23 protein-coding genes are annotated in these 25,935 nt (G+C 44.2%); 3 read left to right on the forward strand and 20 right to left on the reverse strand.

What is annotated here, in order from left to right; translation table 11 throughout:
• Window positions 1-15 precede the first annotated feature (15 nt).
• The 18 genes from KJI95_RS00460 to rfaH form a co-directional block, all read right to left on the reverse strand.
• Window positions 16-906 carry a glycosyltransferase family 2 protein gene (locus tag KJI95_RS00460; RefSeq protein WP_214505212.1) on the reverse strand — a complete coding sequence of 297 codons (891 nt, stop codon included), beginning with the start codon at window positions 904-906 and terminating at the stop codon, window positions 16-18.
• Window positions 899-1,987 (reverse strand): EpsG family protein, encoded by a 1,089-nt coding sequence (locus KJI95_RS00465; RefSeq protein ID WP_214505213.1) that lies wholly within the window; start codon window positions 1,985-1,987, stop codon window positions 899-901. The genes KJI95_RS00460 and KJI95_RS00465 overlap by 8 nt, the downstream gene beginning before the upstream one ends.
• Complete coding sequence (locus KJI95_RS00470) at window positions 1,980-2,756, reverse strand: glycosyltransferase (RefSeq protein ID WP_214505214.1); 777 nt, start codon at window positions 2,754-2,756, stop codon at window positions 1,980-1,982. Before KJI95_RS00470 ends, KJI95_RS00465 begins: the two co-directional genes overlap by 8 nt.
• 19 nt (window positions 2,757-2,775) lie before the next feature.
• Window positions 2,776-3,339, reverse strand: coding sequence for an acyltransferase (locus KJI95_RS00475; RefSeq protein WP_214505215.1), 564 nt, complete (start codon window positions 3,337-3,339; stop codon window positions 2,776-2,778).
• The gene (locus tag KJI95_RS00480) at window positions 3,317-4,525 is read right to left on the reverse strand and encodes a lipopolysaccharide biosynthesis protein (RefSeq protein ID WP_214505216.1); all 1,209 of its coding nucleotides are present in this window, start codon (window positions 4,523-4,525) and stop codon (window positions 3,317-3,319) included. Before KJI95_RS00480 ends, KJI95_RS00475 begins: the two co-directional genes overlap by 23 nt.
• A gap of 22 nt (window positions 4,526-4,547) precedes the next feature.
• The gene (locus KJI95_RS00485) at window positions 4,548-5,561 is read right to left on the reverse strand and encodes an alpha-2,8-polysialyltransferase family protein (RefSeq protein ID WP_214505217.1); all 1,014 of its coding nucleotides are present in this window, start codon (window positions 5,559-5,561) and stop codon (window positions 4,548-4,550) included.
• A gap of 5 nt (window positions 5,562-5,566) precedes the next feature.
• A complete protein-coding gene (locus KJI95_RS00490; RefSeq protein WP_214505218.1) occupies window positions 5,567-6,259 on the reverse strand; it encodes an acylneuraminate cytidylyltransferase family protein in 693 nt (230 codons plus the stop codon).
• Window positions 6,256-7,317, reverse strand: coding sequence for a nucleotidyltransferase family protein (locus KJI95_RS00495; RefSeq protein ID WP_214505219.1), 1,062 nt, complete (start codon window positions 7,315-7,317; stop codon window positions 6,256-6,258). Before KJI95_RS00495 ends, KJI95_RS00490 begins: the two co-directional genes overlap by 4 nt.
• A gap of 16 nt (window positions 7,318-7,333) precedes the next feature.
• Window positions 7,334-7,972 (reverse strand): acetyltransferase, encoded by a 639-nt coding sequence (locus tag KJI95_RS00500; protein ID WP_250885508.1) that lies wholly within the window; start codon window positions 7,970-7,972, stop codon window positions 7,334-7,336.
• Window positions 7,965-9,038 (reverse strand): N-acetylneuraminate synthase, encoded by a 1,074-nt coding sequence (gene neuB / locus KJI95_RS00505; protein ID WP_214505220.1) that lies wholly within the window; start codon window positions 9,036-9,038, stop codon window positions 7,965-7,967. Before neuB ends, KJI95_RS00500 begins: the two co-directional genes overlap by 8 nt.
• A gap of 6 nt (window positions 9,039-9,044) precedes the next feature.
• Window positions 9,045-10,223: a UDP-N-acetylglucosamine 2-epimerase gene (gene neuC / locus KJI95_RS00510; RefSeq protein ID WP_214505221.1), complete on the reverse strand. Its 1,179-nt coding sequence runs from the start codon at window positions 10,221-10,223 to the stop codon at window positions 9,045-9,047.
• 9 nt (window positions 10,224-10,232) lie between these two features.
• Window positions 10,233-11,378 (reverse strand): LegC family aminotransferase, encoded by a 1,146-nt coding sequence (locus tag KJI95_RS00515; protein ID WP_214505222.1) that lies wholly within the window; start codon window positions 11,376-11,378, stop codon window positions 10,233-10,235.
• Window positions 11,379-11,387: 9 nt separating this feature from the next.
• Window positions 11,388-12,569 (reverse strand): UDP-N-acetylglucosamine 4,6-dehydratase, encoded by a 1,182-nt coding sequence (locus KJI95_RS00520; protein WP_214505223.1) that lies wholly within the window; start codon window positions 12,567-12,569, stop codon window positions 11,388-11,390.
• A complete protein-coding gene (locus KJI95_RS00525; protein WP_214505224.1) occupies window positions 12,570-13,397 on the reverse strand; it encodes a glycosyltransferase in 828 nt (275 codons plus the stop codon).
• Window position 13,398: 1 nt separating this feature from the next.
• Entirely contained in the window at window positions 13,399-14,394 is a 996-nt protein-coding gene (locus KJI95_RS00530; protein WP_214505225.1) for an exopolysaccharide biosynthesis polyprenyl glycosylphosphotransferase, read from the reverse strand.
• A 4-nt stretch (window positions 14,395-14,398) separates the two neighbouring features.
• On the reverse strand, window positions 14,399-15,373 hold the full coding sequence (locus KJI95_RS00535; protein ID WP_214505226.1) for a Wzz/FepE/Etk N-terminal domain-containing protein: 975 nt from the start codon (window positions 15,371-15,373) through the stop codon (window positions 14,399-14,401).
• Window positions 15,374-15,455: 82 nt separating this feature from the next.
• Entirely contained in the window at window positions 15,456-18,182 is a 2,727-nt protein-coding gene (locus KJI95_RS00540) for an SLBB domain-containing protein (protein WP_214506148.1), read from the reverse strand.
• Between the two features lie 844 nt (window positions 18,183-19,026).
• Complete coding sequence (gene rfaH / locus KJI95_RS00545) at window positions 19,027-19,530, reverse strand: transcription/translation regulatory transformer protein RfaH (RefSeq protein ID WP_214505227.1); 504 nt, start codon at window positions 19,528-19,530, stop codon at window positions 19,027-19,029.
• Between the two features lie 439 nt (window positions 19,531-19,969).
• On the opposite strand from rfaH, the gene KJI95_RS00550 reads away from it, so the two are divergent.
• The gene (locus KJI95_RS00550; protein WP_214505228.1) at window positions 19,970-21,472 is read left to right on the forward strand and encodes a peptide MFS transporter; all 1,503 of its coding nucleotides are present in this window, start codon (window positions 19,970-19,972) and stop codon (window positions 21,470-21,472) included.
• A gap of 124 nt (window positions 21,473-21,596) precedes the next feature.
• Here the strand turns inward: KJI95_RS00550 and KJI95_RS00555 are convergent, their stop codons facing one another.
• Entirely contained in the window at window positions 21,597-22,724 is a 1,128-nt protein-coding gene (locus KJI95_RS00555) for a response regulator (RefSeq protein WP_214505229.1), read from the reverse strand.
• A 65-nt stretch (window positions 22,725-22,789) separates the two neighbouring features.
• Window positions 22,790-23,575, reverse strand: coding sequence for an MlaA family lipoprotein (locus tag KJI95_RS00560; protein WP_214505230.1), 786 nt, complete (start codon window positions 23,573-23,575; stop codon window positions 22,790-22,792).
• A gap of 206 nt (window positions 23,576-23,781) precedes the next feature.
• Here KJI95_RS00560 and KJI95_RS00565 point away from each other — a divergent pair, with 206 nt between their 5' ends.
• Window positions 23,782-25,563, forward strand: a complete 1,782-nt coding sequence (locus KJI95_RS00565) for a hypothetical protein (RefSeq protein WP_214505231.1) — start codon at window positions 23,782-23,784, stop codon at window positions 25,561-25,563.
• A gap of 2 nt (window positions 25,564-25,565) precedes the next feature.
• The gene (locus tag KJI95_RS00570; RefSeq protein ID WP_214505232.1) at window positions 25,566-25,868 is read left to right on the forward strand and encodes an EscU/YscU/HrcU family type III secretion system export apparatus switch protein; all 303 of its coding nucleotides are present in this window, start codon (window positions 25,566-25,568) and stop codon (window positions 25,866-25,868) included.
• Window positions 25,869-25,935 lie beyond the last annotated feature (67 nt).

The raw sequence follows: 25,935 nt of genomic DNA on the forward strand, positions 1-25,935 counted from the left end.
TAATAAACCCTAATGTTATCCGATTCGTGACCTAATAAAAATTAAAGCCTTAGGTGACAGGAGCGAAATAGTTCCTGCTAAAATATATTTAAAGTTAGTTGTTGAGCAAAACGCCTTTACATAATAAAGCGAACATCTACGGTCCAAATTCATTAAAAGGCAATGCGCTCTCATAAGATGACAATTAACACTAAACACATCTTGGTTCTCAAAATTTACAAAACGTTTATTTAAAATAGTAATAGCTGTTTCGAGAGCATCAAAATTTTTTGAAACACTTGCTCTTTTAGTTATATAGCGACACTCAGTCAAAACAGCATCCAAAAAACAAACATTCACACTTTTTAATAAAGACAAGCGTAAAACGAACTCATAATCCTCGATAGCTGGCAAGGTGGTATCAAACCCATCCACACTAAGAAAAAGTTCCTTCTTTATCGCAAAAACGGGGGCGCCACCAACGTAATTCCCCCCCAAAAGCCTTTCAAAAGAAAGACAATTAGAGTCAGTAACAGATGTTATGTAGCTACACCGCTCATTTATCATATGAATTAAAGCTCTATGATAAATAAAATTTACATCACGTTTTCTTGAAATTAGGTCTAAAACGACCTGCAACTTATCGTCAGTAAAAGAGTCATCATCATCTAAGAATAAAATCCAATCTCCTCTGGCTAATTGCACTCCTTTATTTCTTGCGCCCGCAGCGCCCAGATTCACATCACTTCTATATAAAACCAAATCATAATTAAATTCACATTCAATTTTAACGGGTCGAAATGAGCAATCATCAACTACTACAACTTCAAAGTCCAAGTTTGTCTGATGCTCTAACCGCTCAAGACAATGAACAAGGTCTTCTTGCCTATTAAAACTTGGAATTACAATAGAAATTAGCTTATCCATATAAAATTATTGCCACTGAACTAGTATTCAAAATAAAAACAGCCCATATTAGAACTACACATATTACAAAAGAAGCCATAAATTTACGTTGTTTAAAAATTGTCAACGAAATATAAACCAAAGAAAATACCTGCATCATATAAGCAAAATTAGCGACCCGATTATATGCAAACTCATTAAAAGCGAAAAGATTGGAAAGAGCAGAAAACAATAAAAATGGCACAAACACTGATTCAAATATGAAATATTTTTGAACAAAATGCCGCAGCCTAAAAAAATACAACAATAATATAGAAAATGCAGTGAAATTCAATAATATAAAAGGAGCATTAGTATAAACGCTAGCAGCCTTAGTATATATTTGATAAGGAACAAAAAAATAGATGAGCTTGCCGACAACTGTACTGCCAAGAATAGAAGAAAAAAATAATAGCACTATCCACTTCAATCTAATAAATGTTAAAACAATTATAAAAAATAATAGAACCGCTGAAAATTTGTGAAACCCAAATGCAACTATAGAAAGCAGCAACAAATTTTTATATGAAAATCTATAATATCGATAATATATAAAATATGGAACTAAAGCTAAAACGAATGCCTGTCTGATCGCATTGCCAAAAGTATTATAAAAAGTTCCACAAACTACAAATGCAAAAAAATATAATAGAGCATTACCACCAAAAATAAGTCTCAACCCAAAAAACAAAATAGATATGGATGACACCGCAATAGCATATAAAAACCATTGCTCACCTATCCCGAGTTTAGCAAATATGTATGCTAAAGACCAAAATAGAAACTCGCTTCCAATTCCTAATCCAGACTCGATATCCTGATGAACAGTTAAAATACTCTCAGAATTTTGAATTAAATAAAAACCTTGAATATAAACTTGGGTGTCAAACCCAGCACCCAAAGGTCTAAAACCAACAATTACTGCGGACAACACCAAAAAAAAAGCTAATGAAAAAGGTTTGAAGGGTTTAAAAAAATTAAATTTATTTAAAGTGTAATGAATTAAAACCAAAAGATAAAGCGACGCAACGATTACAATATCAAATGGATTAACATTAAACACCGAAAAACCTTCTTTTTAATTTCAAAGCCCATTTAGGGCTTAAATTTTTAATAAACTGAATCGCTAACATTCTAAATTTAACACGTATTGCATCGGCTTTGGTTATAAGATGAAACTCAAGTTTTAAATTAATTTGTTCACTTATAGTCTTATTCATCTGAGAACTACTAAAGCCTTCAGCAACAACAGTTGATATTGCTTCTGGGAAATATTTAAATTTATACCCACTTGTCAAAATTTCCATATATAGCTTTTGATCCGCAACTCTTGGATACTCCGGATCAAACGGAAACTTTTTTAATAGCTCAGTTCTTGTAAATACAGACTGATGACAGAAAGGCATTGGCTCAAATAAAGTTGGAACACTTGTGCATTTCTTTAAGTATTTAGTTTCCCCATCGAAAACTACATAAGTATCTCCATATAAAACAGATACGTCCACACACTTAATGCTCAATTCGTTATATAAATTTTGCGCTTCAATATCTACAAAAAAATCACCAGCATTCATGAAACATATCCAATCTCCGGCAGCGGTATTAGCAGCTTTATTCATTGCGTCAAATATACCATTGTCCTTCTCTGACACTAATGAATCAAAAAGATTTGAATTTTTCAAAATTGAGAGCGTAGAATCGATTGAACCACCATCAATTGCAATAATCTCAATATCTCCGGGCCATTTATTCCTGAATGCACTAATTGAACTCAACGTCGCACCCAACAAATTTTCACAATTATAAGTCACTACAGCTATCGTTAAAGACATCACAAACTCAAAGATTGGTTTAAAAAAAACAACGTTTATTAATTAGAGTGTCATATTGACCTTTATCTCTATAACTTATTACACTAGCCGGATTACCAGCTACCACAGCTCTTTCAGGAATAATCCCTCGAACGACGGAACCTGCAGCTATAACTACTCCGTCACCTAAGCAAGTTCCTGGCAGAATAGTAACGTTCGCACCACACCAAACATAGTCCCCTATAACGACAGGTTCTTTTATACTAACATTGTCGTATGGTAATTTCTCACCACTTTTCCAGTTATGTGTGGTAGAAAAAATTGTAAGCCCGCGCCCGGTATGGAAGTAATCGCCAATTGAAACGCCTCCACTACACTCTATGAATGTAGCACTTTTAATATGACTCCCCTTTCCAATCGAAAAATTTTCAGCAGGACCTGATATTTCAAAGCCACCAGGGCCTTGATTGACATAGTTAAAGTTATTCCCAAACCGAACTCGATATCTTTGAGCTTTAACTTGTTCTGATATGAAAACCAATCTAGCAAAAAAAATGTCAAATTTAATAAAAAAAAGAACCTTAAGAAAAGCGGCTTTTAGCATAGTGTCTTACCACATAAATTAACAGAGTTACAAAATAACAAAACATCGCCATTGAGTAACTAATTGCAACTAATTCAATCAGTGAAAAATCAGAGCTAGAAAAATAAATATTAAATAAGAAAACTAATGCAGCAATCGTAAGTGAGTAAAGTCTCCAACTGGTATTCCCAGTCTTATTTGAATAAAAACATAGCAATACAGTCACAGACTGAAAAAAAACACCCACAAAACATATCAATGATATTTCTATAAATCCAGAATATTCAACTGATATCATATCGCTAGCGAAAAAATATATAAATGATGCACCGAAAGACATAGCTAAAATTAGAAAAACAACATAATTACCTAACATAGGATAAGAAAATAAGCTGTCTTTATCGATATGAATTCTTTTCAAAAATGCATTCGACATCGCAGAATTAAGCTGCAGTTGAAAAGCGCTAAACTGCATTGCAACTGTCAATACGCCAACTTCATGCATGGTTCCAATCGATGCGACGTGTAACTTGCCATACTCATTTATTATCCATGCAGGTAAAAGAGAAACTAGTAGCGGCGCAGAAAAACGCACAGCCTTATATAATTCTTTTTTATTCCAAGTACCATTTTTCATAGATTCAGTGTGTCTAAACAAGAAAAATAAAACAACAAATTCAGCTATGAGCAATGCTATTAATCTTGAAAAAGCATCATCAGATATAAAATATAAAAAGACAAAGCTAAATAAGAGGGAAAGTAGTGATACGAAAATATTTGAAAGTCCGTAGGTATAAATCCTCTCATCAACAACTAGTTCTGCCTGGCTACTACTCCTAAAACCTCTCAACAAGACAAAAGCTGGCGTTAATAAGAACAAAAGACCGAAAGAGTGGTAATATAGTGGCAAAAATAAAGCTGCTATAATTGTAAAAAATACTCCTATGGAAAATCCAAATAAAAATATAGACTTTTTAACCGAAGGGAATAATTTTTTTGCGTGACCAGTTTTAATTACTGGATAATAGTGATCTGCGTTCAAAATTAACAGAGGAGCTAATATTGCAGAAACACTCAATATAATACCAAACTTACCTAGCTCGGTTGGTGACATCAAATTCGTTAAAATAGGGATAGATATAAGACCAATTAGCATTTGTGCCAAACTTATAACTAGATATTTAATAACGCTAACATAATGAGACACAATCAACTCGCTGTTCTACAGTCTACTTGTTAAATCCAAGCTCAAATAAAGAATGACTAATTGCATTTAGGAATTCATTCGTTTCGACCCCTTCCCACTTCGATATAGTGAATAGAACAGGCCATCCATCTTTTGCGAGATTAATAAGCGATGAGGAAAAAAAACTAACAACCAAGTCGGGATGTAAGTCATTAATGATAGTCTCTATAGGCTTAGAGCTTTCTACTATAATAAACTTTGGAAAATTTAACAGAACAAAATCATAAATATCTGTTCCGATTTCCCTAGGGTGAAATTTGAAGTATACATTTTCGAACCTAGATAAAACTTCTTCATAAATCAAGGACAACAACTTTAGATACTCAGGTTTATCCATGAAAAATTTATATATATCTTGGGATAGAAATAGAACATTCCCATATTCAGAAACTTTCTTGTGAGACTTTATTCCATTCCAATGTTCAATACAAGGTTGAAAGTCCCGATTACAAGTAACTCCAGCGTAGTATATCACAGAGTCAAATACACTATCCGACATTACTGGAAACGTTTCAAAACCTGATGAGTAGGCTTTTACAAATAAATTGCTATAAATAGCTGAAGAGAAAATAAATCTGGGATTCTTAAAAATGAGAGGCTGAACATTATCTGATGTGGCAACCTTATTTAACGCGTAAGTAGCCAAACCATTTTCCTCGATTAAATTAACTTTCGCACCCTGCGACTTAAATTTATTTACAAAGTAATGGTTAACCAAGTCGTACTCAGTGTAAATATATAAAAAATCTTCCTCTGAAGCTTGTATGAACTTATCAATATAATTCCTATTTTTAAACATTTTAATAAAATTAAGCCAACCCAACTTAGAAGTGGATGGAGATTCAAAAACTCTATAAAGAAAACCTGAATTTTTGATTTCATCCAAGTCAAGGCGATGAGGAATGCAAATCAAAAACACATCGGTCAAACTAAAATGTTCAGCACGCTTAACAACATCCATAAAATGAAAGTTATTGTTAATGACAAAATAATTCACTTTACTTATACCTGTAGCCTTAAAATGGCATCTGCAATCATAAAATCTACACGTTCATCGATGTCAACTGAGCGCTCTTTTGGCATTACATAGGCGTATACGCCTTTATCTAACAACATTCCAGAACGATAAAGCTTTTCTAATGTATAAATATAAATTGCACCATTTATTCGGTAAGATGCAGGAAAATCCTGACTTCTCATCCCAATATATTCTGGCTTCATAAAGTCGGCCATACTTCTATCTTCAGGCAACGTATTACACCAAATCAAAGGGTGCTCCAACTGCACGACACTTACAATTCCTTGGACTTCAGTATCCTTCATCATTTCCAATGCTGTGTCGATGTCTTCAACAGTTCTTAGAGGAGATGTAGGTTGTAGAACTACCACAACGTCGTAGGCTTCGCCCAATCGCTCAAGGCAGTCTTTAATCACATCTTCGGTAGTCGCAGTATCAGAAGATAATCCAGCATTACGTTTGAAAGGTACATCTGCCATCGAATGTTTAGCGATCCTGATAATTTCATCATTATCAGTTGAGACAACAACTCTATCTACATACTTTGAATTTTTCGCAGCAGAAATTGTCCAAGAGATTAAAGGGCGCCCTGCTAAATCAAGAACATTTTTCTTTGGCAATCTTTTGCTACCACCTCGAGCGGGAATAATTGCCAATACCGTCTTATTTTCTATCATGACAGCATTCCTAACGTGTAGATATCAGATTGTGCTTTATTGAAGTCGTCCATACGCCCAATATCTAACCAATATTCATGAATAGGGAACATTAACACATTATTTCGCTCGCACATGTGCTGTTCTAATAATGTTGGCATGTCAATAATGTGATTTTTTTGTACCGAGTGAATCACCGAGGGAGAAAGAACGTATATACCAGCATTGACAAAAAAGCGCTGAGTAGGCTTTTCGACCATGCTGGTGATTCTGTTACCTTCACCTTTGACCACACCATAAGGAATTTGATAGTCATATTCGCGGACACACATGGTTGCATCAGCGTCATGATTGACATGAAACTCAAGCAGGCGTTGAAAATCTACTTTGGTCAACACATCACCATTCATCATGATAAGCGGTAGTTCCGGAATGTCCTCCGGTAACAGACCCAAAGCACCACCTGTGCCCAAGGGGGTCTCTTCATGGACGTAGCGAATATTGGCGCCCCAGGCTGAACCATCGCCAAAATAATCAGTGATCTGCTCTGGCATATAGTGAGTGGATATATAGATGTTATTAAATCCTGCTTTAAGGAACTGATTAAGTAGGGTCTCCAGTATGGGCTTTTCCCCTACTTTAAGCATAGGCTTTGGGCAGTTGTCGGTGAGTGGGCGAAGCCTAGTCCCAAATCCCCCAGCCATCAAAAATACAGGATTCTGATGTTTCGGGCGATGTAATGCACTATGCAACGTCTCTAAGCCAATGACTTTACGCTCATCATCGACAAGCGGGATGGCTAGAATGCTCTTCCTCTCCATCAACTCCACTATTTCTTTCCTAGTCGCTCCAACCTTAGCAACGGTTGGTGAAAGATTCATTACCAAAGAAACTGGCGCCTCAAGTGATAAATCACTCAGTATTCCTCTACGAATATCTCCGTCTGTAACAACGCCAACTAAATGCTGATTAGCATCGATAACTAGTGCCACTCTTAACGCTTCGTTATTGATGATCTCCAGAGCATCACGAATCGAGTTATCTGGTTTAATCAATACATTGTTCCAGCAATAGCTCATGGAATATCCTTGAATTTTATTTAATATAGACGCGAGCTGGATAGCATGTACTACCCTTCTTGAGTGATTGAGTTACTATCGCTCCTGCTCCAACTACGCTCTGCAACTCTAAAATCAAACCTTGAATGACTGTCGCATTTGCACCGATATACACGTCTTCAGCCGTAAAAACTTCACCACATAAGGTTGCGTGAGGCGCTATGTGGTTGTAAGCACCAACCCTGCAATCGTGCTCAATTAAAGCTTCGCTATTCACTATGGTATGTTCGCCAATAACTGCACCAGCTTGCACTCTCGCACCTGGGAAAATCTGTGCCCCCGATTTCACTTCAGCAAAAGAAGAAACCTTGGAGTCACTCGCAATCACCGTTTCAAAAACATACCCTTGTGCAAGGAACTTCTCATTAATACGCTTTCGGAAAGTCGAGCGAGGCATCATGCCAATACCGTTTACCAACCGCACACTATCTGGAGAGAAGCGTGTAATATCCTCATCTTGGGCGAAATGGCGAATGCCTGCAAATACCGCCCTTGATGAAACGTCATCAGGGCAAATGACTGCAAGTATTTCTCGTCCTTGGCCAACTAAGATATCGGCCAAAACACTGGCGTGTCCTCCTCCTCCGATCAAAACAAGCGGTAAGGCATTATTCAATGATCAACTCTCCAGCTTGGTAATCTCGGCTTGCTTTACGCTTAAACAACTCCCAATAATGATAAGGTGACATGCCATTCCCTGGTCGCTTAATCGCCACATTATCAGCACTAAAAGAATCTCCTGCTTGAATCGCTTGACTTGCAACCAAGCTTTTGCGTGCCACCGCTTTGTTTTTGACTTCTGAGACGGTTGGGGATTTCACCGCTGACCCTAACGCCAGTTCAACCTGACGAATGGCCTTCACCATCGCGGTAAGTTCATCAGGTTCAAGTGACGCCTTGTGATCTGGCCCCTCCATATTTTTGTCCAGCGTGAAGTGTTTTTCGATCAACACTGCGCCGCGAGCAACGGCGGCAATAGGAATGGTGATCCCTTCGCTGTGATCAGAGTAGCCCGCTGGTAAATCAAACGCCTTGCCGAGCGTGTCCATTGCTTTCAGGTTAATCTCTGCCATCGGGGCTGGGTATTCGGTGGTGCAGTGCAGGATCGTAACTTTCTCTTTCAGAGCTTTCTGCCCTTCATCTGATGCGTAAGCTTGCTGAAAAGCCAACACCGACGGGGCAACATTACTCCCTGTAGTATAGCCAAAAGCGATTACGCCTAATGCCATTTCAATTTCGGCCAGTGTCGCCATCCCCGTAGAGACAATTAAGTCACATCCCGTACGGGCATGCTCAAGCACTAGTGGCGCGTTGGTAAGTTCACCAGAAGGCAGTTTTAGACGGGTTAAGCCTAGATCGTTGACGAGGAAATCTAAGCTTTCAGAATCAAAAGCCGTTGAAAGAAATTCAATTCCCAGTGAATTGCAATGTTCGACCAGCTTATGATGAGCTTCGTAAGACAACTCAAGCCGGCTGAGCATAGCCAACTGAGACTCTTGCTTTTGCGTATTGGCCACTTGGTAATCAGCTTGTTTAGCTTGTTCTGTCACTAAGTTTTTGGCTTTAAAGGTTTGAAACTTAACAATATCGGCGCCAGCTTGATGCGCAGCGACGACAAGTTTAAACGCCAGAGATTCGTCGCCATTATGGTTTACACCCGCTTCTGCAATGATTAGAGTCATACTTCCTCATTCAATCGGTTCAAATGGTAAGTCGAAGAATGACTTACAAGGTTCAAAATGAAGTGATTTTATCATTGCAATCACTTGTGCACTGCTATCACCTTGGCCATAAGGATTGTCGATCGCTTCACCGTCAGCCTTATAGCCTCTGGTAATAGCAGTTTGAATTGCTTGTTCAATCTCTTCTTTTGCTGCCCGGCAATGCAAGACACTTTTCGCGGCCAAACGACCTTGCTGACGCACACCAATATTCACTGTCGGCACATCAAAAGCAGGAACTTCAATAATGCCACTAGAAGAGTTGCCAATCACCGCGCTAGCATGCTTTACAGCACTGAGATAACGCACTTGTCCCAAAGAAGGAATAGCACGCACACGCAGTGGATTCGCGGCTGCATACGCTTCAAGCATTGGGATGATGCGACGTCCACCATCATCTGCATTCGGATAAGTGAGGATAACTTGATGCTCAGGATAGGCATCAAGCGCATCCAGCAACGCTTGAAAACTGGTTTCTGGCACTTCCTCACCCAAGGTAACAGGATGGTAGGTTACCAAGAAATACGGCTGAGTTAGAGCAAAGTTTAGAGATTGAGCCAGAGCAGGCACATTCATAAACTGAGCACGCTTAAGGTGGTCAAGCCCAATAGCGCCGATGTTTTTTACACGCTCTGGCGCTTCCCCTAGCTGGATCACGCGCTGACGATACGCTTCCGTGGATGTACCGTGCAGGTAGCTCAGCTTGGTAATGGCATGTCGGATCGCATCATCATAAGCGCCTTCGGTGATCTCACCTCCATGCAAATGAATCACAGGAATACGTAGAATCATGGCAGTTTGTGCCGCGGCTAAAGCTTCAAAACGATCGCCAAGAATCACTAAAACGTCTGGTTTAAGCCTTGCCAAAGCGTCAGCAAACCCCAACACGCCGAGCCCCATACTTTTTGCAACCCCAACTGCTGAATCTGAGGAAAGTAGGATTTCGATTTTTTCGTCTATATTGAAGCCATCTTGCTCAATTTGCTGATAGGTTTCACCAAACTCTGGCGATAAATGCATACCTGATACCAGCAGTTGAAGTTGAAACTCTGGTTCGGCTTGGATGTCTTTTAGAAGCCAAAAGAGCAGACCATACTCAGCTCTTGTCCCTGTAAAAACAGCAACTTTTTTCTTATAATCGTGCATATTCCCTACCTAAATGCCAACCGGCGTACTCGGTAAGTTGATTAAATGCGCCCCAACAAACTCAGAGTAAGTAAGGTCTCCACGAAGGGCTTTTGCGAACATCGGTAAACGGTGCATTAACTGCCATATTGGGCGAGTCATTACTCCAGCGGCATTGGTCTCTTCTAACAGCGCATTGCGCTGCTCAGGGTTGGCACAAATAACGGCGTTGAGCCAGTAGTTCGACTGCGCATACTCTGGTTCGACAACGAAAGTGGCGTCACTCCCAACGAAAAACTCGTGATATCGGTGTGCTAATAAGCGTTTTCGTTCGAGATAACCTTCGATCGCCTCCATCTGTGCACAACCCAGTGCCGCATTTAAGTTGGGCATACGGTAGTTGAAACCAGGCTCATCATGGAAGAATTCATAAGGATGTGGCACCTTCGCCGTGGTGGTAACGTGTTTAGTGCGTTTCCCAGCCTCTTCTGTGGCACAAAGCACAACTCCACCGCCACCAGTGGTAATGATTTTATTGCCGTTAAAACTAACTGCACCAAAATCGCCTAAAGTCCCAGTGTGCTTGCCTTTGTAGAAAGAACCCAAACTTTCTGCTGCATCTTCCACTAGAACAAGCTGCCATTTAAGACAAATTGCTACCAATTCATCGAGCTGAACTGGGTGACCGAAAGTGTGCATTGGTACGACAGTTTTAATTCTCCTACCCGTTTGCTTATGGACACACCCTTCATTAGTGATCTCAGCATTTTCTGCTAAGAATGCTTCAAGAGCCTTTGGGCACAGCCCTAAGCTCACTGGGGATACGTCAACAAAAATCGGTTCAGCACCCATGTGGTAGAGTGCGTTACAAGTCGCTACAAAAGTCAGCGCCTGTGTAATAACCAAATCACCACGTTCGACACCCGCCATGTACAGCGCAGCGTGCAGTGCGGCAGTGCCATTAACAGTTGCGACCGCTCGCACACTCCCTGTAAAGGCTTCGATTTTACGCTCGAACTCATCAACAAACTTACCTACACTGGATACAAAAGTGCTGTCGATGGTTTCCATCACATAAGCTTTTTCATTGCCATCAAAAATGGGCGCATGCAGTGGTATAAAATCATGAGTTCGGTATTGTTCACGAACAAACTCGACCAACAATTGTGCATTCATGCTTCACCGTTACATCTTGCTATCAAGGTATTTGCCCGTTTCTTTATGACCGAAATCGGGAATCATGGTAAGGAATAGCGCAACAATCTGCTCTTTGCTCCAAGCTCGTAGAGCTTTCATTTGTGCAATTTTTTCTTCAAAAAGGTTCAACAACTCTGGTTGATACAGAGGTTCGTTTTTAATGATTCCCACATTTTCAAAACGTGCCATGTCAAGCACTTCATCATCAGTGAAAAACTCTTCGAAATCTTTTTCACCCGTCGTATCACTCTCGGTGAAAAGACAAGGCCACTTGCCTTGCGCTGGTAGCGTTTTCGCCAGTTCACGAGCTTCATCTTCATCAGTGCATAAATGAGGTTCGTAACCTCGTTGCTTTAGGTATTTCACAGCTATGTCTGCAAATGTGATCAGATGCAATGCTTCACTGAGTTTCGGGAAGAAGATGTCGCGATTTTCACCAAAAATACACGACATGAGGCACAATTCACCCGATTCTTGCGGAGTGACGAAATAACGTTTGATATCATTTGGTGCGACAATCGGCTGATTTTTTTGGATACGTTGGTTAAAACCGTGCAGCAACGAACCATCGGAAAACGCCACATTAGCAAAACGTGCAGTTGAGATGGCAATTTGCTCGCTTTTACGCATTAAAAACATTTCCATAATGCGTTTGGACGCACCCATCATATTGACTGGATTAGCGGCTTTGTCAGTAGAAACGCAAAAGTATTTTTTAACACCAGCATCAATCGACTGCTGTATTGTTTTCTCGGTGTTGAACACGTTGACATCAATCATGCGCATTAAGGTAAAAGGGTCTTTCTCGCTGCGGACATGCTTAAGGGCTGACAAGTTCAATACGTAATCATATTGACCATCGGCCTTTATGAAGGCGTCGTATTCGATCGAGCCTATATCTAAAGCAAATGTTTGGAAATCACCCTCAATATAGCCAAATGAACTTCGAATATCTCGCACTAACTCGACCATATTGTTTTCGCTAATGTCCACCACATGGAGCTTTTGTGGATTCCGTTTAAAGATTTCTTTGGTAACGGCTTGACCGATTGAACCTGCACCACCAAGGACTAAAAATGAAGAACTAGCGACGACATATTTCAAAAGTTCTTCGTTATCCCTTACATCAGTTTCAAATAGATGTTCTTTACGCCCAATTAACTCTAACATTTATTTCACCGCCACTTGGTTACGTTTACGCAAAAAAAAGTAAAGATGCCCCAACAACCTAGCCGGAAAAATTCTCAGGGAAAACCTTGTTATAAATATGAGTTCGGAGTAAATATACTTACTTAATTTATACTTCCTCAACTTATTATAGAGATGGTACTCACTTTTAGCATAGTCCCACCCTCTTCTTCGAGAAAGCATACCATTACCGACCCTTGCAAAAACTAATGTCGCATCGATATTCTCAATCTTATAACCACCAGCCAGCAACCTTATCCACAAATAATAATCTTCCATATATTGAAGATGCATATAGCCACCAACATTAGTAACTGAAGACTTTCTAAAAATGGTTGCCATGTGATTCATAGGATTTCTACTCACAACATCAGCCTTAATCCGCTTTGGAGAACAGGGTATTGTACGTATTCTTTTACAATCCCCAGGGGTAACATTGAATTCCGCCACATTGGAACTACTTGCTGAAACATCGGGATTGTTTTTCATAAAATTAACCTGTGTTTCGAATCTTGTGGGAAGATTTAAGTCATCAGAATCACATCTTATTACCAAATCATTAGAGCAGTTTTCCAGTCCAGCATTCAGTGCATTCCCCAAACCGACATTAACATCAAGAACCACTAGCTTAATATTTAGTAGTTCAATCCAGCGCTCTATACATTCATTCAAACTATCTGGTAAGGGTCCGTCTTTGACTAAAATAAACTCATCCGCCTTTAGAGTTTGGTCAAAAATGCTCTGAAATGCAGAGTTTAAAAACACTGATGATTCTTTTGAATACACGGACATTAAAACTGAAAATGGCATTCTACCTACCCATACCAAACAGTACTACTTTAACTGTTTTCAAGAGAATCTTAACGTCAAGCCAGCTACTGTGATGCTTTATATAATAAATATCGTACTTATGTTTCCAAATAGCATCTTCAACAGATGCCCCATATGGATAGCTAACTTGAGCAAGGCCTGTTACACCTGGTTTAACAGCATGTCTGAATCTGTAATAAGGTATTTCCCTTTCGAGTTCAGCAATAAATACTTCTCTCTCTGGTCGTGGGCCGACAATAGACATATCGCCATTTAGAATATTAATAATTTGCGGCAATTCATCTATACGAGTTTTTCTAATAAAATTTCCAACCCGAGTAACTCGCTCATCATTTTTAACGGCCCACTTTGCGCCTGACTTCTCTGCATCGCTCCGCATCGACCTGAACTTTATTACTTCAAACTCCCGGTTATATTGACCTGTTCTCCTTTGGCGATAAAATACTGGTCCAGGACTTTCTATCTTTATTGCTAGCATAGTGATTAGGCCTACGGGTAGGGCTACTATCGCCAAGGTTATGGATGCTAGAATATCAATCAACCTTTTTGCGAGTTGAGTTCTTCGAGTTGAAAGAATTGAGAATGCTTTTTGATGTAAAAAATAACCACTGTGAAGCAATCTAACCTCTGTATAACCAAGGCGTTCATCCAAATAACTTACCAGAGGCTCTACCCAAGCGCCTAACTCAGTAGCTTTTACCAAAAATTTCCTTTGTTCTTTAGAAAGCTTGGCGCTTTCAAAATGACAAATAACCTTACAGCTTAATTCTTCAAGATCGTAATCGTTAACTACTATGTCAAATGAATAATCTTCAACGATAGTGCCTATTTCTAACTCTCGTTCAGTCGGACAATAAACATAGATAGTAGATTGAGTTAAAGCCTGCTGTTTAGACTTAAAGCTTCGAATTGGCTTAAATGGAGAGGAAACCTCAACGTCATCCAACTCTACTATCTCTCTTGTGACTAAATTCATAAACTTAATCTCGATTGGATAGAAAATGCTGTGAAATGACTATCATCACAGCTAACATACCACCTAACAAAGTACCTAATACACAAATCAGAGCACGTTTCGGCTTTGCCTTTTCTTCCGGCACTAAAGCAGGGTCTAGAGTTTTGAATACATACTCGTCACGCACTTCAGCGAACATGATGATTTTCGCCTGTTCTTCGACAAGTTTATAAAGAATGGCACGAATATCTGCGACGTTAGTGAGTTCAATCTGCTTATTTAAAAACTCGGTGCTACGCATTGCTTCGGCCACATCGCGCTCTTTCATTACTCGGTTTATATCAGTAACCAGCCAATCAACCCACTGTTTAGCAATGTAAGGCGATTGGTGTTCGATAGACATTTTGACCATGCCGGATTCTTTGTCTTGGTTAACTGATAATTTACCAATAAATACTTTATAGGCTTCCTGCTTTGATGGCTCTGCGTTCTGAGGCGGCACAACCTCACGCACCCATGTCCTACTGACGCTGTCATAGCGCCCTGGGTCAAAAGTTAAGCTGTTATCAGCCATGTTCCATTTATCTACCGCCATCAGCTCTGGCAGAATTTGGTGTTTCTCAACAAACTCACCGATAAACTGGCGCGACTTTAATACTTCGATGGCAAGCTGGGTTTTATCTGCACCACCTTTTCCAGCTAGGTTAATACCTGCCATACTGGCAAGGCCACCGAATTGAGAGGCAATTGCAGCTAGCCCCCCGCTACTTCCTTCGGCACTTGCAGGTGCGAGTAGCGCCTCAGATTTATAAATGTTGGGCTGATTGATGGCGAAAATTACCGAGCCCACAGCAAAGACTGTGGTAATAGCGATAATTAGCCATTTGCCTTCCCAGATTACAGAAAACAACTCCCGCAAATCGATTTCGTCATCCCCTGCTATTTGCGGAAATGGTGCATCATCTACAGAATTTCTTTGATGGGTAATTTTTGTAGTCATTGTTTTTGTTTCTAAGTTTAGCGCAAGGCTTCTCCTATGCAGGAGTCCTTACACGAAGCATCCTTAAAGTACTATTGACGATTTACAACCCACTAATCGTTGCAACGGCCACTGCGGTGTTATAGATGATTTGTGTCACCTGGCTCCAAAGTGTTAGGTTATCCTTATATTCAGTATCCAGCGGTACAACAATGGTATCGCCAGGCATGAGTTCATCTTCGGCGCTAAACCAAAGCGACCCCTTAGGGATAAGTACAGAGCCATTCGCTTTAATTACGTAAGTTCTGTCATCGTCAGCACGCTTACGACTTCCACCTGACATCGCGAGATATTGGTCGAGCGTTATACCCTCTTTGAAGCGGTGTGAAGTTGGGTGCTGTACTTCACCCATTACCGCAATGGTCTGGCGGGTTGAAGGCACGTAGAGCACATCGTCTTGCTCTAATTGAATGTCAGCTTGCTTGACACCCATAGTCAGAGCTGGTAAATCCACCACCAGCCGACCTACAGCTTTGATGTTTTCAAGATCTTTAAGCATCAGCTGGGCTTCGCTGTAGTTGATAACATTACCGTCTTTGGAAACACCGCGGGTGGCTATGTCACGACGAAGCTGATCGGCAAGCTTCTTGATTTCAATTTGTTCTTGTGCGCGCACACTTTCACGGACAAACACCGCAGATGGAAGATATGCGTAGTCAGTAAAACCGCCTGCTCGTTGAATTACTTCGGAGAGGTTTTCACCACGTCGAATACTGTAAACGCCAGGAAATTTCACTTCGCCGCGAATTTCGACAGTTTGGTTTTCCTGCCAGTCTGGTGTTGTCATAACAGTCAAACTATCACGCCCCTGCAATGCGAGGTTGGATGCGCCTCCAGACAGCGCATCGGTCAAATCGATATTAATGTGCGTGAGGCTTGAACCCTCAGCCTGATTATTCTGACGGCTAAGCTCAGCTCTTACCGTATAGGCCCCCTCTTTTAAGCCGCCAGCTGCAACAATCAGCTCTTTCACCGTGGCAGAAGAAGCTAAAGGAAAAACACCTGGGTACTTCACCTGACCGGCGATTGAGACCAAACGTACGCCCTGACCAGCAAAATTCTGGGTTGCAAGCTTGCTGATAACAGGATAAAGCAACTCCTCCCGAGTCATTGCTCCAGATAATGCAAGTAATTCTCTGTCATCAAATAGATTAGCCAACATCTTGCCGACCTCGCCTGATACCAACTTCTGCTCATCAGTCTCAAACTGCTTTTCGACTACAACTCCCGCCAGTTCGCTGCGAGTCTGAAGGCGGCTTTTGCTGACATTAGCGAAACCTGAACTAAAAATGTCTGCACCAATCAAAGAATCGCCTTTCAAGTCGGTGATTTTTCGCACTCGCTGTTTTACAAGCTTATTGAGTTCATAACGACTTTGGGTTTCATTTGAGTAGTTAAAAACAATGATTTTGTCACGCGGTGACAGGCTTAGGTTATCGACTGAGTTAGGCTCAACGATTGCCCTGCCCGGGGCAAACTGCAACACCTCGATATCACCAAACTTGGAAATTTCACGTACAACGACGCCGTAATCCAAATCTGCACTGACTTTTAAATCGCCCCAAAGGGACGGAAGGATATCGCTGATGCGTTTGCCCTGAGCCCATTGATATTTACCCGGACGAACCACAGCGCCAACCACTGTTACTGCGCTATCGAATTGATCAGATGCGCTTTTAACGCGAATATAATCGCCTGCCTTTACCTGAGCAGACAGACCACGCTCGGAGGTTAAATCCAGGTTGATAAGAGATTTAAGGCCATTTTGATTAAAGCGCTCCACCACGCTTAGCTTGGGATACGCACCTGGCAGTAGGCCAGCAGCCATATTGACCACATCTTTTACATGCTCTCCCGATTTAACTTCATAGATCGCCGGGCGTCTTACTTCACCATCGACAGATACCAAAGCGCCAACTGCGGGAATAAAGACTACGTCGCCAGCTTGGAGACGAAGATCGTTTGAAGCATCACCACGAAGCAGCAAATCGTAAAGATCTAACGTACCCATCAAGCGGCCATTGCGCTTAAGCTGAATATTGCGCAGTGAACCGATTTCATTAACGCCGCCTGAGACAAACAGCGCTTGTGTGATAGTCGACAGGCTTGAAACTGTGTAAGAACCTGGACGGTAAGCATCCCCGGCAACAAAAATACGGATGGAGCGCAGTTCGCCCATGGTGATGTTGGCCTGAATGCCAATCATTGATTGGTTAACTTTGTCCGTCAGCATGGCTTTGGCTTCGGAAAAACTCATGCCGACAAGGGAAATGGGGCCAAGATCGGGAAACTGCACCGCGCCATCGCGGCCAACAGTTAAGCTTAAGTTTTTATTTTCCTTACCGTAAAGCTGTACATTCAGCACATCGCCCGGGCCAACCATATATTCGGCTGGTACCGGTACATCGGAAACTGGAGCAAAAGTAGAAGGTTCACCGGCGAAAAGGTCATACCCAAAGCGGCGCAGCTCTGCCTTAATATCTTGCTGGCTGAAATCCAACGAGGGCTTTGGTGCATCAGCTATTTGCACAGGTTGTTGACGCTCTGAAACCACCTGCGGTTGTTCTAATGGCTTGGCCGCCGATGAGCCTCCGCCCAACATTGATGGATCTATGCCGTATTGACGGCCCAAACGTTCCTGCTCAGCTTTGGGAAGGTTTTTAAACTGTTCAATCATCTGCGGCGACGGAGTAATGGCGCCAGCTTGCCCCCCAACCAAAACCAGCGCTCCCACGCCAGCAATAAAAAATTTTTTTAGTTGTTGTAACACCTGATGTCTCCGTAATAGGTGATTGAATAAATCAAACAAAAGCGCTTCGATGGGGTGCTGAAGCCATAGCTTAAGAAGTCCTACTGTTCTGTTTGTACGCCCCCATACAGAACGCTGCGCTTACAGAAATCAGAGCACTTAGCTCTAGAACGTCGCAGCACGAGTCATTGCTTTTAGAAGCAGTACCTAATGTACAGCCCTTTCGTCGCATCGCGAGCATCTTGTAACCGCTTGCGGCGTTCTCTAGGTCGACTACCATCATTCGGAAGCCCGCTTTGCGTTATTCAGCTTCGGCTCTCGCGATGCGACAGAAACCGTTCTGTCCGCACATACTTCCTTGTACAAGGGCCAGTTCGGCCTCCATGCCTCTCGCTCGAGAGAATATGGCTGCGCCATTCTCGCCCTTCAGGCTCGCTACCGTCACGCGTGGCGCCTCAGAGCGGCTTCGGCTCCCGCAACACGGCAGAAACTGTTCTGTCGTGTGCCTTTCAGGCACGCTACCGCCCGTGGATTCTGGCTTCCAACGTGCCCTTCACTGCCGTGAACTTCGCTACCTCACCAATAACATCAGCAAGTTAGCGACAAATTTAGACCTAAGTTATAGGTTATTCATATAGTAGCTTTCGAGTGTAACCTAAGAAGCGCAATCAACTTGCCCAAAAAAACACCAAACAATCAGCGAAAAGGAAATTAATCACCAGCATTTAATGCCAATTTAATGGCATTAGTGTAGTGAGCAGCCTAAACTGTTGATAATATTTATATAAGGCCGCCAATTTAATGACCACGCTCGGTCGCCAACTCATTACAAGCATAGCGAATGTCTTACATCTTTCGAGGGGGCTTACGCACAAATCCGGCTGATGCTGTCAGATGGGGTAGCCACCTGTTTTTGCTGGCCCATAAACTGGAACAGCACGATACAGCGTTTATCGCCATCGGCTTCAAGGAATACCGCTTCAAGGCCGCTGAATGGGCCTTCTGTGAATTTAACCCGCTCCCCGGCGACCAATGCCACATGCTCTGGCAGTTTTTCAAGCTGCTGCTCACGTCGTTTCAAAGCACGGATCATGCCATCATCAAGCGCTGTCATGTCTTCACGACAACCCACGATGCGGCACACGCCACGGGTGCTGTGAATACTGCGGACACTGGTGACGGTCGGGTCAAATTGCAGGAATAAATAATTTGGGAACAACGGAGATTCAACAACAGAAATCTTGCCATCCTTGCCTTTAACCTGGCGCCTGTGTTTCGGCAGGTAGGTTTCTAGGCCTTGCATGGTGAGATTAAGCTGAGCCCGCACTTCATTGCGCGGCTTGCAGTAAACGAGATACCAAGCTTTCATCTGTTGTCTCTTTTGGTCGGGTGACTTCCTATTCACGGCCGCAGATGATAGCAAAAGTGCTCCTTTATTTGAACACTATTTTTGAGTCTTTGTTCAGACTGACGCATTAGCAAATGACAAACTAAGCCACTGCCGATAATCACTTTCAAACACGCGCCATTACTGCACAGAGCATGACTCCAACAATGCAGCTAAATTGACATTTCCTGCTGCAAAAGGGTATATAAAGGTGGCTTTGCCGCAAAATGTTTGCATTTTCGGGACAAATTATAAAAAAACAACACATGATGCCTTAACCAGCCTCATACAAAATTCATTAATAAGTTGTATCAATACATACAGTTACAACCGAGTTGGTGACAATGAGCCTGTTTAAGACGTTGATAATTTCTGCAAGGTATAACTTGCGGGCAATCACAAGCTTAAGGTGGAAGACTTAATGAGCGTAAATTCCCAAGGTACGATGCTCGGGCATCCGAAGGGACTCTTTCTGCTGTTCACAACCGAATTGTGGGAAAGATTCAGTTACTATGCCATGCGCGCCATTCTGGTGCTTTATCTGGTAGATCAGGTTAACAATCAAGGCGGTGGTCTTGGCTGGACTCAGGCCGACGCGCTGCGCCTGTACGGTACCTTCACCGCATTGGTATACCTCACCCCGCTCATCGGCGGCTGGCTTGCCGATAACGTACTCGGCCAACGTAAAGCAATTTACATCGGTGGCGCCCTGATGGCTGCAGGCCAATTTCTGCTCGCTACGCCCCATGCCTGGGTTCCTGGGCTGGAAACCGAAGTCTTCTACCTGGGTCTTGGCGTACTTATTCTTGGTAATGGTCTTTTCAAGCCAAACATCTCCACCATGGTAGGCGACCTGTATCAGGAAGGCGATCATCGCCGTGACGGCGCGTTCACCATTTTTTACATGGGTATCAACCTGGGTGCGGCGCTTTCAGGCTTCGTGGTTGCCTGGGCTTACACCAGCTTTGGCCATACCGAAATCGTTGATGGCAAAGAAGTCCTGATTAATAACTGGCAGGCAGGTTTCTTCTGTGCCGGTGTCGGTATGCTGCTGTCGCTGCTGATCCAGTTCCTGTTCGCCAAAAAGCTGCTGGGTAACATAGGTACTGTCCCTGCCGCCAAGCTTGAGCGACAAAAGAATGCTGAGCGCGGCGAAGTGCGTAAAGAGCCACTGACCAAAGTTGAGCGCGATCGTATCAAGGTCATTATGGTGATGGGTCTGTTTACCATCATTTTCTGGGCGGGTTTCGAGCAGGCCGGTGGCCTGATGAACCTGTTCACCAATGACTTTACCAACCGTATGGTCGGCAGTTTTGAAGTGCCAACCACCTGGTTCCAGTCTCTGAACGCCATTTTCATCGTACTGTTTGCCCCGGTTGTTGCCTCAATCTGGATCCGCATGGGCAGCCGTGAACCTAACTCACCGGTGAAATTCGCTCTGGGTCTGTTCCTGCTGGGCGTTGGCTTCCTGTTCATGATTGGCGCTGTGGTAGAAATGGGCGGTGACCCAACTGCCAAGTCCAGCATGTGGTGGCTGGTTGGTGCCTACTTCTTCCACACCATGGGTGAACTGTGTTTGTCTCCTATCGGTCTGTCGATGGTGACCAAGCTGGCACCGCTGCGTATCGCCTCTTTGATGATGGGCGCCTGGTTCCTGTTTATCGCTGCGGCCAACAAGGTTGCCGGTGTGGTGGGCTCCTTTATCGGCCATGGTGGCGAGAAAGAAGAACAGCTGGCCAACGCCATGTCTATCTTCGCCGGTATTGCTATTACTGCCGCGATTTCGGGCGTGATCCTCTACTTCATGGCTGACAAGCTGGTTGACTGGATGCACGGCGCTGAAAGCAAAGCGCATCACACCGAAGAAGAAGCGCTGGAAGAAGAAATCGCCGTTACCGGCGAGCATGAAGCCATCAAGCGTTAAGCTCTGATTTAAAAACAAAAAGCCTCCAGTTGGAGGCTTTTTTATTTGCATGATCAGTGCCGTTTTCGGGTTATTGGGCTCATGCAAACAATGGGCTCAGGCAAAGAATGGGCTCAGGTAAAAACTAGCTGAAACTCGCCTGCACATAACCGCCGGGGATAAAGTCTTCGCCGCACACCAAACCATCAAACCGGTTTTGCAGCAGCATGTCCTTATGACTCGGATCGGATGTAGCGATACAGAGACTTTCACCCGGCAGCAGCGAGCGGAACTGGCTGCTTGGCTTACCCCAGTCAAGCAGGCCAAGCTGCAGTGCGTCCGGCAACGCCAGTGGCGTCAGCCCCTTGTCATTGCGAAGATAACAGCGCAGCCCATGCCCTGCCTGCGCAATCGATGCCCTGAAATGCTTAAGTTCAACACAGACATAAATAATATCGACGGTAATTTCGAGGCCGGATTTCACAATGCGCTCGTTTAAATAACTGAGCATGTTGAAAGGCTCAACCACAGCGCGGCTTACGCCATTGCGATAGGCTTTAAGTTTATGATTTACAAAACTTCTAAGCAGCACACTTGCAAATGCGGCGCGGTTATCTTCCGGGTGAAAATGGGCCATGTAGAACACCAGATGGTCGCTATCGGCCATTGTCGAGTCGATAAAATAGCTGCTGATCCCGTCGCTCTTGTACAGGCTGTAATCGAGGGTTGCCTTGGGGTAATTGACTTCGAACGCAGGAAAGAGCTGCTGCTGAATATGCCTTGCTGCCTCGGCATTTTGCTCAAGCAGGCGCAGATTCTCATCAAGCTCTGCGCGGGAGAGTTCATCAAGCTCAGTGTAATCACTGCCCTGTGCCCTGCCCTGCTCGGCCGACAACGCCAGTGTGCTTAAACTCTGGCGAATGGACTGCTCGATAATATAAAGATCGGCCACCGGCTTAACCAAATAGTCAGACGCACCGATACGCAGCGCCTCGACCACGTCAGCCATAACATTGTTACCGGAAATCACAATTGAAGGGGTAGCAGGATCGAGCCGGTACATTTCCCGTAGCATATCCAAACCACCGAGATTTGGCATACTTAAGTCGGCCAGTACCACGTCGAAATTTTGCCGTTTAAAGCAGTTAAGACCTTGGATCCCGTCGTCCGCTTCAGTCACCAGCGCGCCACGACTGTCCAAAAATGAAGCGACGACCCGGCGAAACACCGGATCGTCTTCAACCAGTAACACTGAAATATCGTTTAGCGCCATAGCCATTCCTCAGAGCCGACAGCAAAGGAAAAGCCTGACGCTTTAGGTGCGTTTGGTTCGGGCGGCTATTCCAGCTCCTGCATATATTCGTCCAGCAACTCATCATCACTTTGATTAGATGGAACATTGCCATCATACACCTTGTAATCCATATGCTGGAAGTAGGCATCTTTAACAAAGGTGTATGGATCAAGGGCGTTATCGAGCAAGCGCTCCTGATCGATAGCTTCAGCGCGGGTATAAAGGCTCTTGAGCCCCCACTTGAGCACCGACTGCAACATCGTCAGCTCTGACAAGGGAAAGTATAGTCCATCGACCCAATCCGTCGCGAGCTCGCGGGTAACGTAGGGTCCAAAAAACGGCGCCATAAAATAAGGGCCGTTTGGCATACCGTAATAACCCAGGACTTCGTTGAAATCATCCTGTTTACGATGCATGCCCATCATGTCGGCGACATCAACCACCCCGAGTATACCCAGGGTGGAGTTAACCACAAAGCGACCACCGGCGTTGGCCGCCCAGCCAAATTTCCCCTGCAGGGTATTGTTGACGATGGACGCAGGCTCTTCGAGATTGAGCACAAAATTGTTCATACCGGTTTTGACCGGCGTTGGCACGTAATCTTTGTAGGTGTGGGCAACAGGGCGATAAAAGTATTTATCGAGCACGTTGTAGTTTAAATCCCACATCGCCCGGTTAAAGCCTTCGAACGGATCACGTGGGTCGTTGTACACCACTTCGGTCTGAGTGACAGGCACGTCCGCAGGCACATCGTTTCCAGCATCATTTGGCTCAGCCTGAGCTGCGCCCACCCAACACATCAATGGCAGGGCAATCCATGTAAACTTCATAAATCTCTCTGTATTTCATTCCCGAATGGGTTTAGAAAGCTGGCGCCGGGACGATACAATAATCATCAGCCGTTTTAGCTTAGCGGATCTGGCGCCAAATTTCCGTCGTACGGGGCGTTGTGGGCTAAGGATACTGAGCAATAGCACAAGGTCAATCGGTAAATTGTGAAATTTGATAAAACTCCAAAGGTACAAGTGAGCCTTGAATGCCTGAAATCAAGAGTTTAGCCCTAAGCCAACTGGCGACTCGTGAAAGCCAACTGGCGACTCGTGACAGCCAACTGGCGACTCGAGATGGCCAATTGGCCAGCCGTGAGAGTCAGCAATCCCACAGCCTGCTGCCGGTAAAGGCAGCTGCCACTGCTGGCGGCATTCGTTTTGATGTCGCGGGCAGTCGTTTTTTTGTCGATAGCAACACGCTTTCACGGTTACTTTCAGCTTCAATCGCTACATCCAGCACTGCGTCATCAACTAATGCATCATCAATCAGCCAGTGGCTGGCGCGATTGCCTACGGACCAAACAAGTCTTAGCGGCGCATCATCCGTCACTCTGCTGGGGCTTGGGCAATCATCCTCCATGGCATTGCCACAGGCATTTATTAAGCTTATTCACAACAAAGGCCTTGCTGCATCACAGCTTATGGCGCTTGCGCGTCAAGGCAGCGGGTATCTTCTGGGCGAAGCCATAGTGAATCAGCAGCAGCTTAAATTCGCTTCGCTTCCAGCACTGCCGCTACCCAAAAACCTGCCACTTCCGCCCGGACGATACCGCGCACGCATCACGGTCGTTGACGGCGGCTTGACACTGACCCTTGATAAAATTGAATGTGAATTACAAGCCCGTGCGGCTGATGCCGCGATGGACCCGGACCACAGCGGGAGTAACGAAAGCAGCGCCAATCTTAATAGCGCCAGTCCGAGCGAAACCTTAAGCAGCACCAAACGTCAGGACATGATACTGCAGTCGCTGCAACGTAAACTGCTAGGCCCGCTATCCGCGCCGGATTCCGTTGCCAACATCAAAGCGTCACTGCCAGAGCCTGAAGCTGCGAAGTCAGCAACGCCGCCAGTAGCTGATGCAGATGCCGAAAAACTGCATGCAGATAAGGGCTCGAGACTAAGCGAAAGCACGCAGCTAAACTCGAACGTACCGATAAACAAGAGCGCGCAGCAGCGCCTTGGCGAGGCGCTGGCAAGAACCGGTGCCATGCTGGAAGAAGAAATTACCGCGGAAGAAATACCTGTAACGCCAGCATCGGCTGAACTTGCCGGTTTGATGGCGCTGCTACAGCCCTTGCCGGTAAGCGCCCTGATGGCACCCGGGCGTTTAAAGGAAGCCATGCTAAGCGCTGCCAACCCCAATTTGCTGCCCCTTAACGGCGATACCCCCGACACAGTGCAAAGCCGACCTCTTGCCTTACTGTTTCAGCTTTTGATGGGCCTTATGGGCAAACAAGGCTCGCTGAAGCCAGGCTTGCTGCTCGGCATTTGGTCGGCGGCGTTGATGCGCCGGGCAAATCTTAAATTTCCAGGCGAGCTTGTGCAGAAAGGCGCTGAGCTCGCCAAGGACGTGAGCTTACTGTCTCAATCCCGCCTTGAATTGCTGCAGGCGAGCCGCGACAGCGATGGCTGGTACTTCTGTTTACCCTACCTGCTTAGTGATAAACAGCAAAGCTTTGAAGGACATTGGCAAAATTCGCCTGCTACACCTGATGAGGCAAAGCCCCTTCGCTGGCAACTGAGCCTCAGGTTTAATTTAACTGATGCAGAGCTGCTTGTTAAAGCACGGCGCTACCCTGACCATCTGGCGCTGCAACTTATCAGCAGCAATGCCGCCATGACCGGCCGCATCGCTAATTTTGTGCCGGTGCTTAGCAAGCATTTGGCGGCATTGGGGTTTGAAAACCCTCAGATAAACGCCCTTACTGACCGGGTGCCGCCTTCGCTGCTGCCCAATGGCTTTGAGCCTTTGACTATTGAGGTTTAACCATGAGTAACGAAAAACGTCTGGCGGTTGCCCTCAGTTACGATGGTAATGGCGCGCCCACAGTGACCGCCAAGGGAGAAGACTGGCTTGCCGAAGACATTATCGCCCTTGCCGAGCAGGCAGGCATCGTGATCCACCGCGATCCAGCACTGGCCCAATACCTCTCGACCCTCGACCTGAACGAGACCATACCGCGGGAGCTGTATTTGCTTATCGCAGAGCTATTGTCTTTTGTGTATATGTTGGATGGTCGCTATCCGGAAGAATGGGCGCAGCTGCACCATAAAATCTCCACTTCTGCGTAAGGGATAACGGCAGGGAAACCGCAAAGGCCTAATCAATTGTCGCGCTGTGGAAAAATAAGCGCTGCAA

The sequence above is a fragment of the Shewanella jiangmenensis genome, assembly GCF_018596335.1.
Lineage (GTDB): Bacteria > Pseudomonadota > Gammaproteobacteria > Enterobacterales > Shewanellaceae > Shewanella > Shewanella jiangmenensis.

What these genes read in the sequence shown, in the direction of transcription:
- KJI95_RS00460 (WP_214505212.1), bottom strand. Translation starts at nt 906, where the DNA reads ATGGATAAGCTAATTTCTATTGTAATTCCAAGTTTTAATAGGCAAGAA.
- KJI95_RS00470 (WP_214505214.1), bottom strand. Translation starts at nt 2,756, where the DNA reads ATGTCTTTAACGATAGCTGTAGTGACTTATAATTGTGAAAATTTGTTG.
- KJI95_RS00475 (WP_214505215.1), bottom strand. Translation starts at nt 3,339, where the DNA reads ATGCTAAAAGCCGCTTTTCTTAAGGTTCTTTTTTTTATTAAATTTGAC.
- KJI95_RS00490 (WP_214505218.1), bottom strand. Translation starts at nt 6,259, where the DNA reads ATGATAGAAAATAAGACGGTATTGGCAATTATTCCCGCTCGAGGTGGT.
- KJI95_RS00495 (WP_214505219.1), bottom strand. Translation starts at nt 7,317, where the DNA reads ATGAGCTATTGCTGGAACAATGTATTGATTAAACCAGATAACTCGATT.
- neuB (WP_214505220.1), bottom strand. Translation starts at nt 9,038, where the DNA reads ATGACTCTAATCATTGCAGAAGCGGGTGTAAACCATAATGGCGACGAA.
- neuC (WP_214505221.1), bottom strand. Translation starts at nt 10,223, where the DNA reads ATGCACGATTATAAGAAAAAAGTTGCTGTTTTTACAGGGACAAGAGCT.
- KJI95_RS00515 (WP_214505222.1), bottom strand. Translation starts at nt 11,378, where the DNA reads ATGAATGCACAATTGTTGGTCGAGTTTGTTCGTGAACAATACCGAACT.
- KJI95_RS00520 (WP_214505223.1), bottom strand. Translation starts at nt 12,569, where the DNA reads ATGTTAGAGTTAATTGGGCGTAAAGAACATCTATTTGAAACTGATGTA.
- KJI95_RS00525 (WP_214505224.1), bottom strand. Translation starts at nt 13,397, where the DNA reads ATGCCATTTTCAGTTTTAATGTCCGTGTATTCAAAAGAATCATCAGTG.
- KJI95_RS00530 (WP_214505225.1), bottom strand. Translation starts at nt 14,394, where the DNA reads ATGAATTTAGTCACAAGAGAGATAGTAGAGTTGGATGACGTTGAGGTT.
- KJI95_RS00535 (WP_214505226.1), bottom strand. Translation starts at nt 15,373, where the DNA reads ATGACTACAAAAATTACCCATCAAAGAAATTCTGTAGATGATGCACCA.
- rfaH (WP_214505227.1), bottom strand. Translation starts at nt 19,530, where the DNA reads ATGAAAGCTTGGTATCTCGTTTACTGCAAGCCGCGCAATGAAGTGCGG.
- KJI95_RS00550 (WP_214505228.1), top strand. Translation starts at nt 19,970, where the DNA reads ATGAGCGTAAATTCCCAAGGTACGATGCTCGGGCATCCGAAGGGACTC.
- KJI95_RS00555 (WP_214505229.1), bottom strand. Translation starts at nt 22,724, where the DNA reads ATGGCGCTAAACGATATTTCAGTGTTACTGGTTGAAGACGATCCGGTG.
- KJI95_RS00560 (WP_214505230.1), bottom strand. Translation starts at nt 23,575, where the DNA reads ATGAAGTTTACATGGATTGCCCTGCCATTGATGTGTTGGGTGGGCGCA.
- KJI95_RS00565 (WP_214505231.1), top strand. Translation starts at nt 23,782, where the DNA reads ATGCCTGAAATCAAGAGTTTAGCCCTAAGCCAACTGGCGACTCGTGAA.
- KJI95_RS00570 (WP_214505232.1), top strand. Translation starts at nt 25,566, where the DNA reads ATGAGTAACGAAAAACGTCTGGCGGTTGCCCTCAGTTACGATGGTAAT.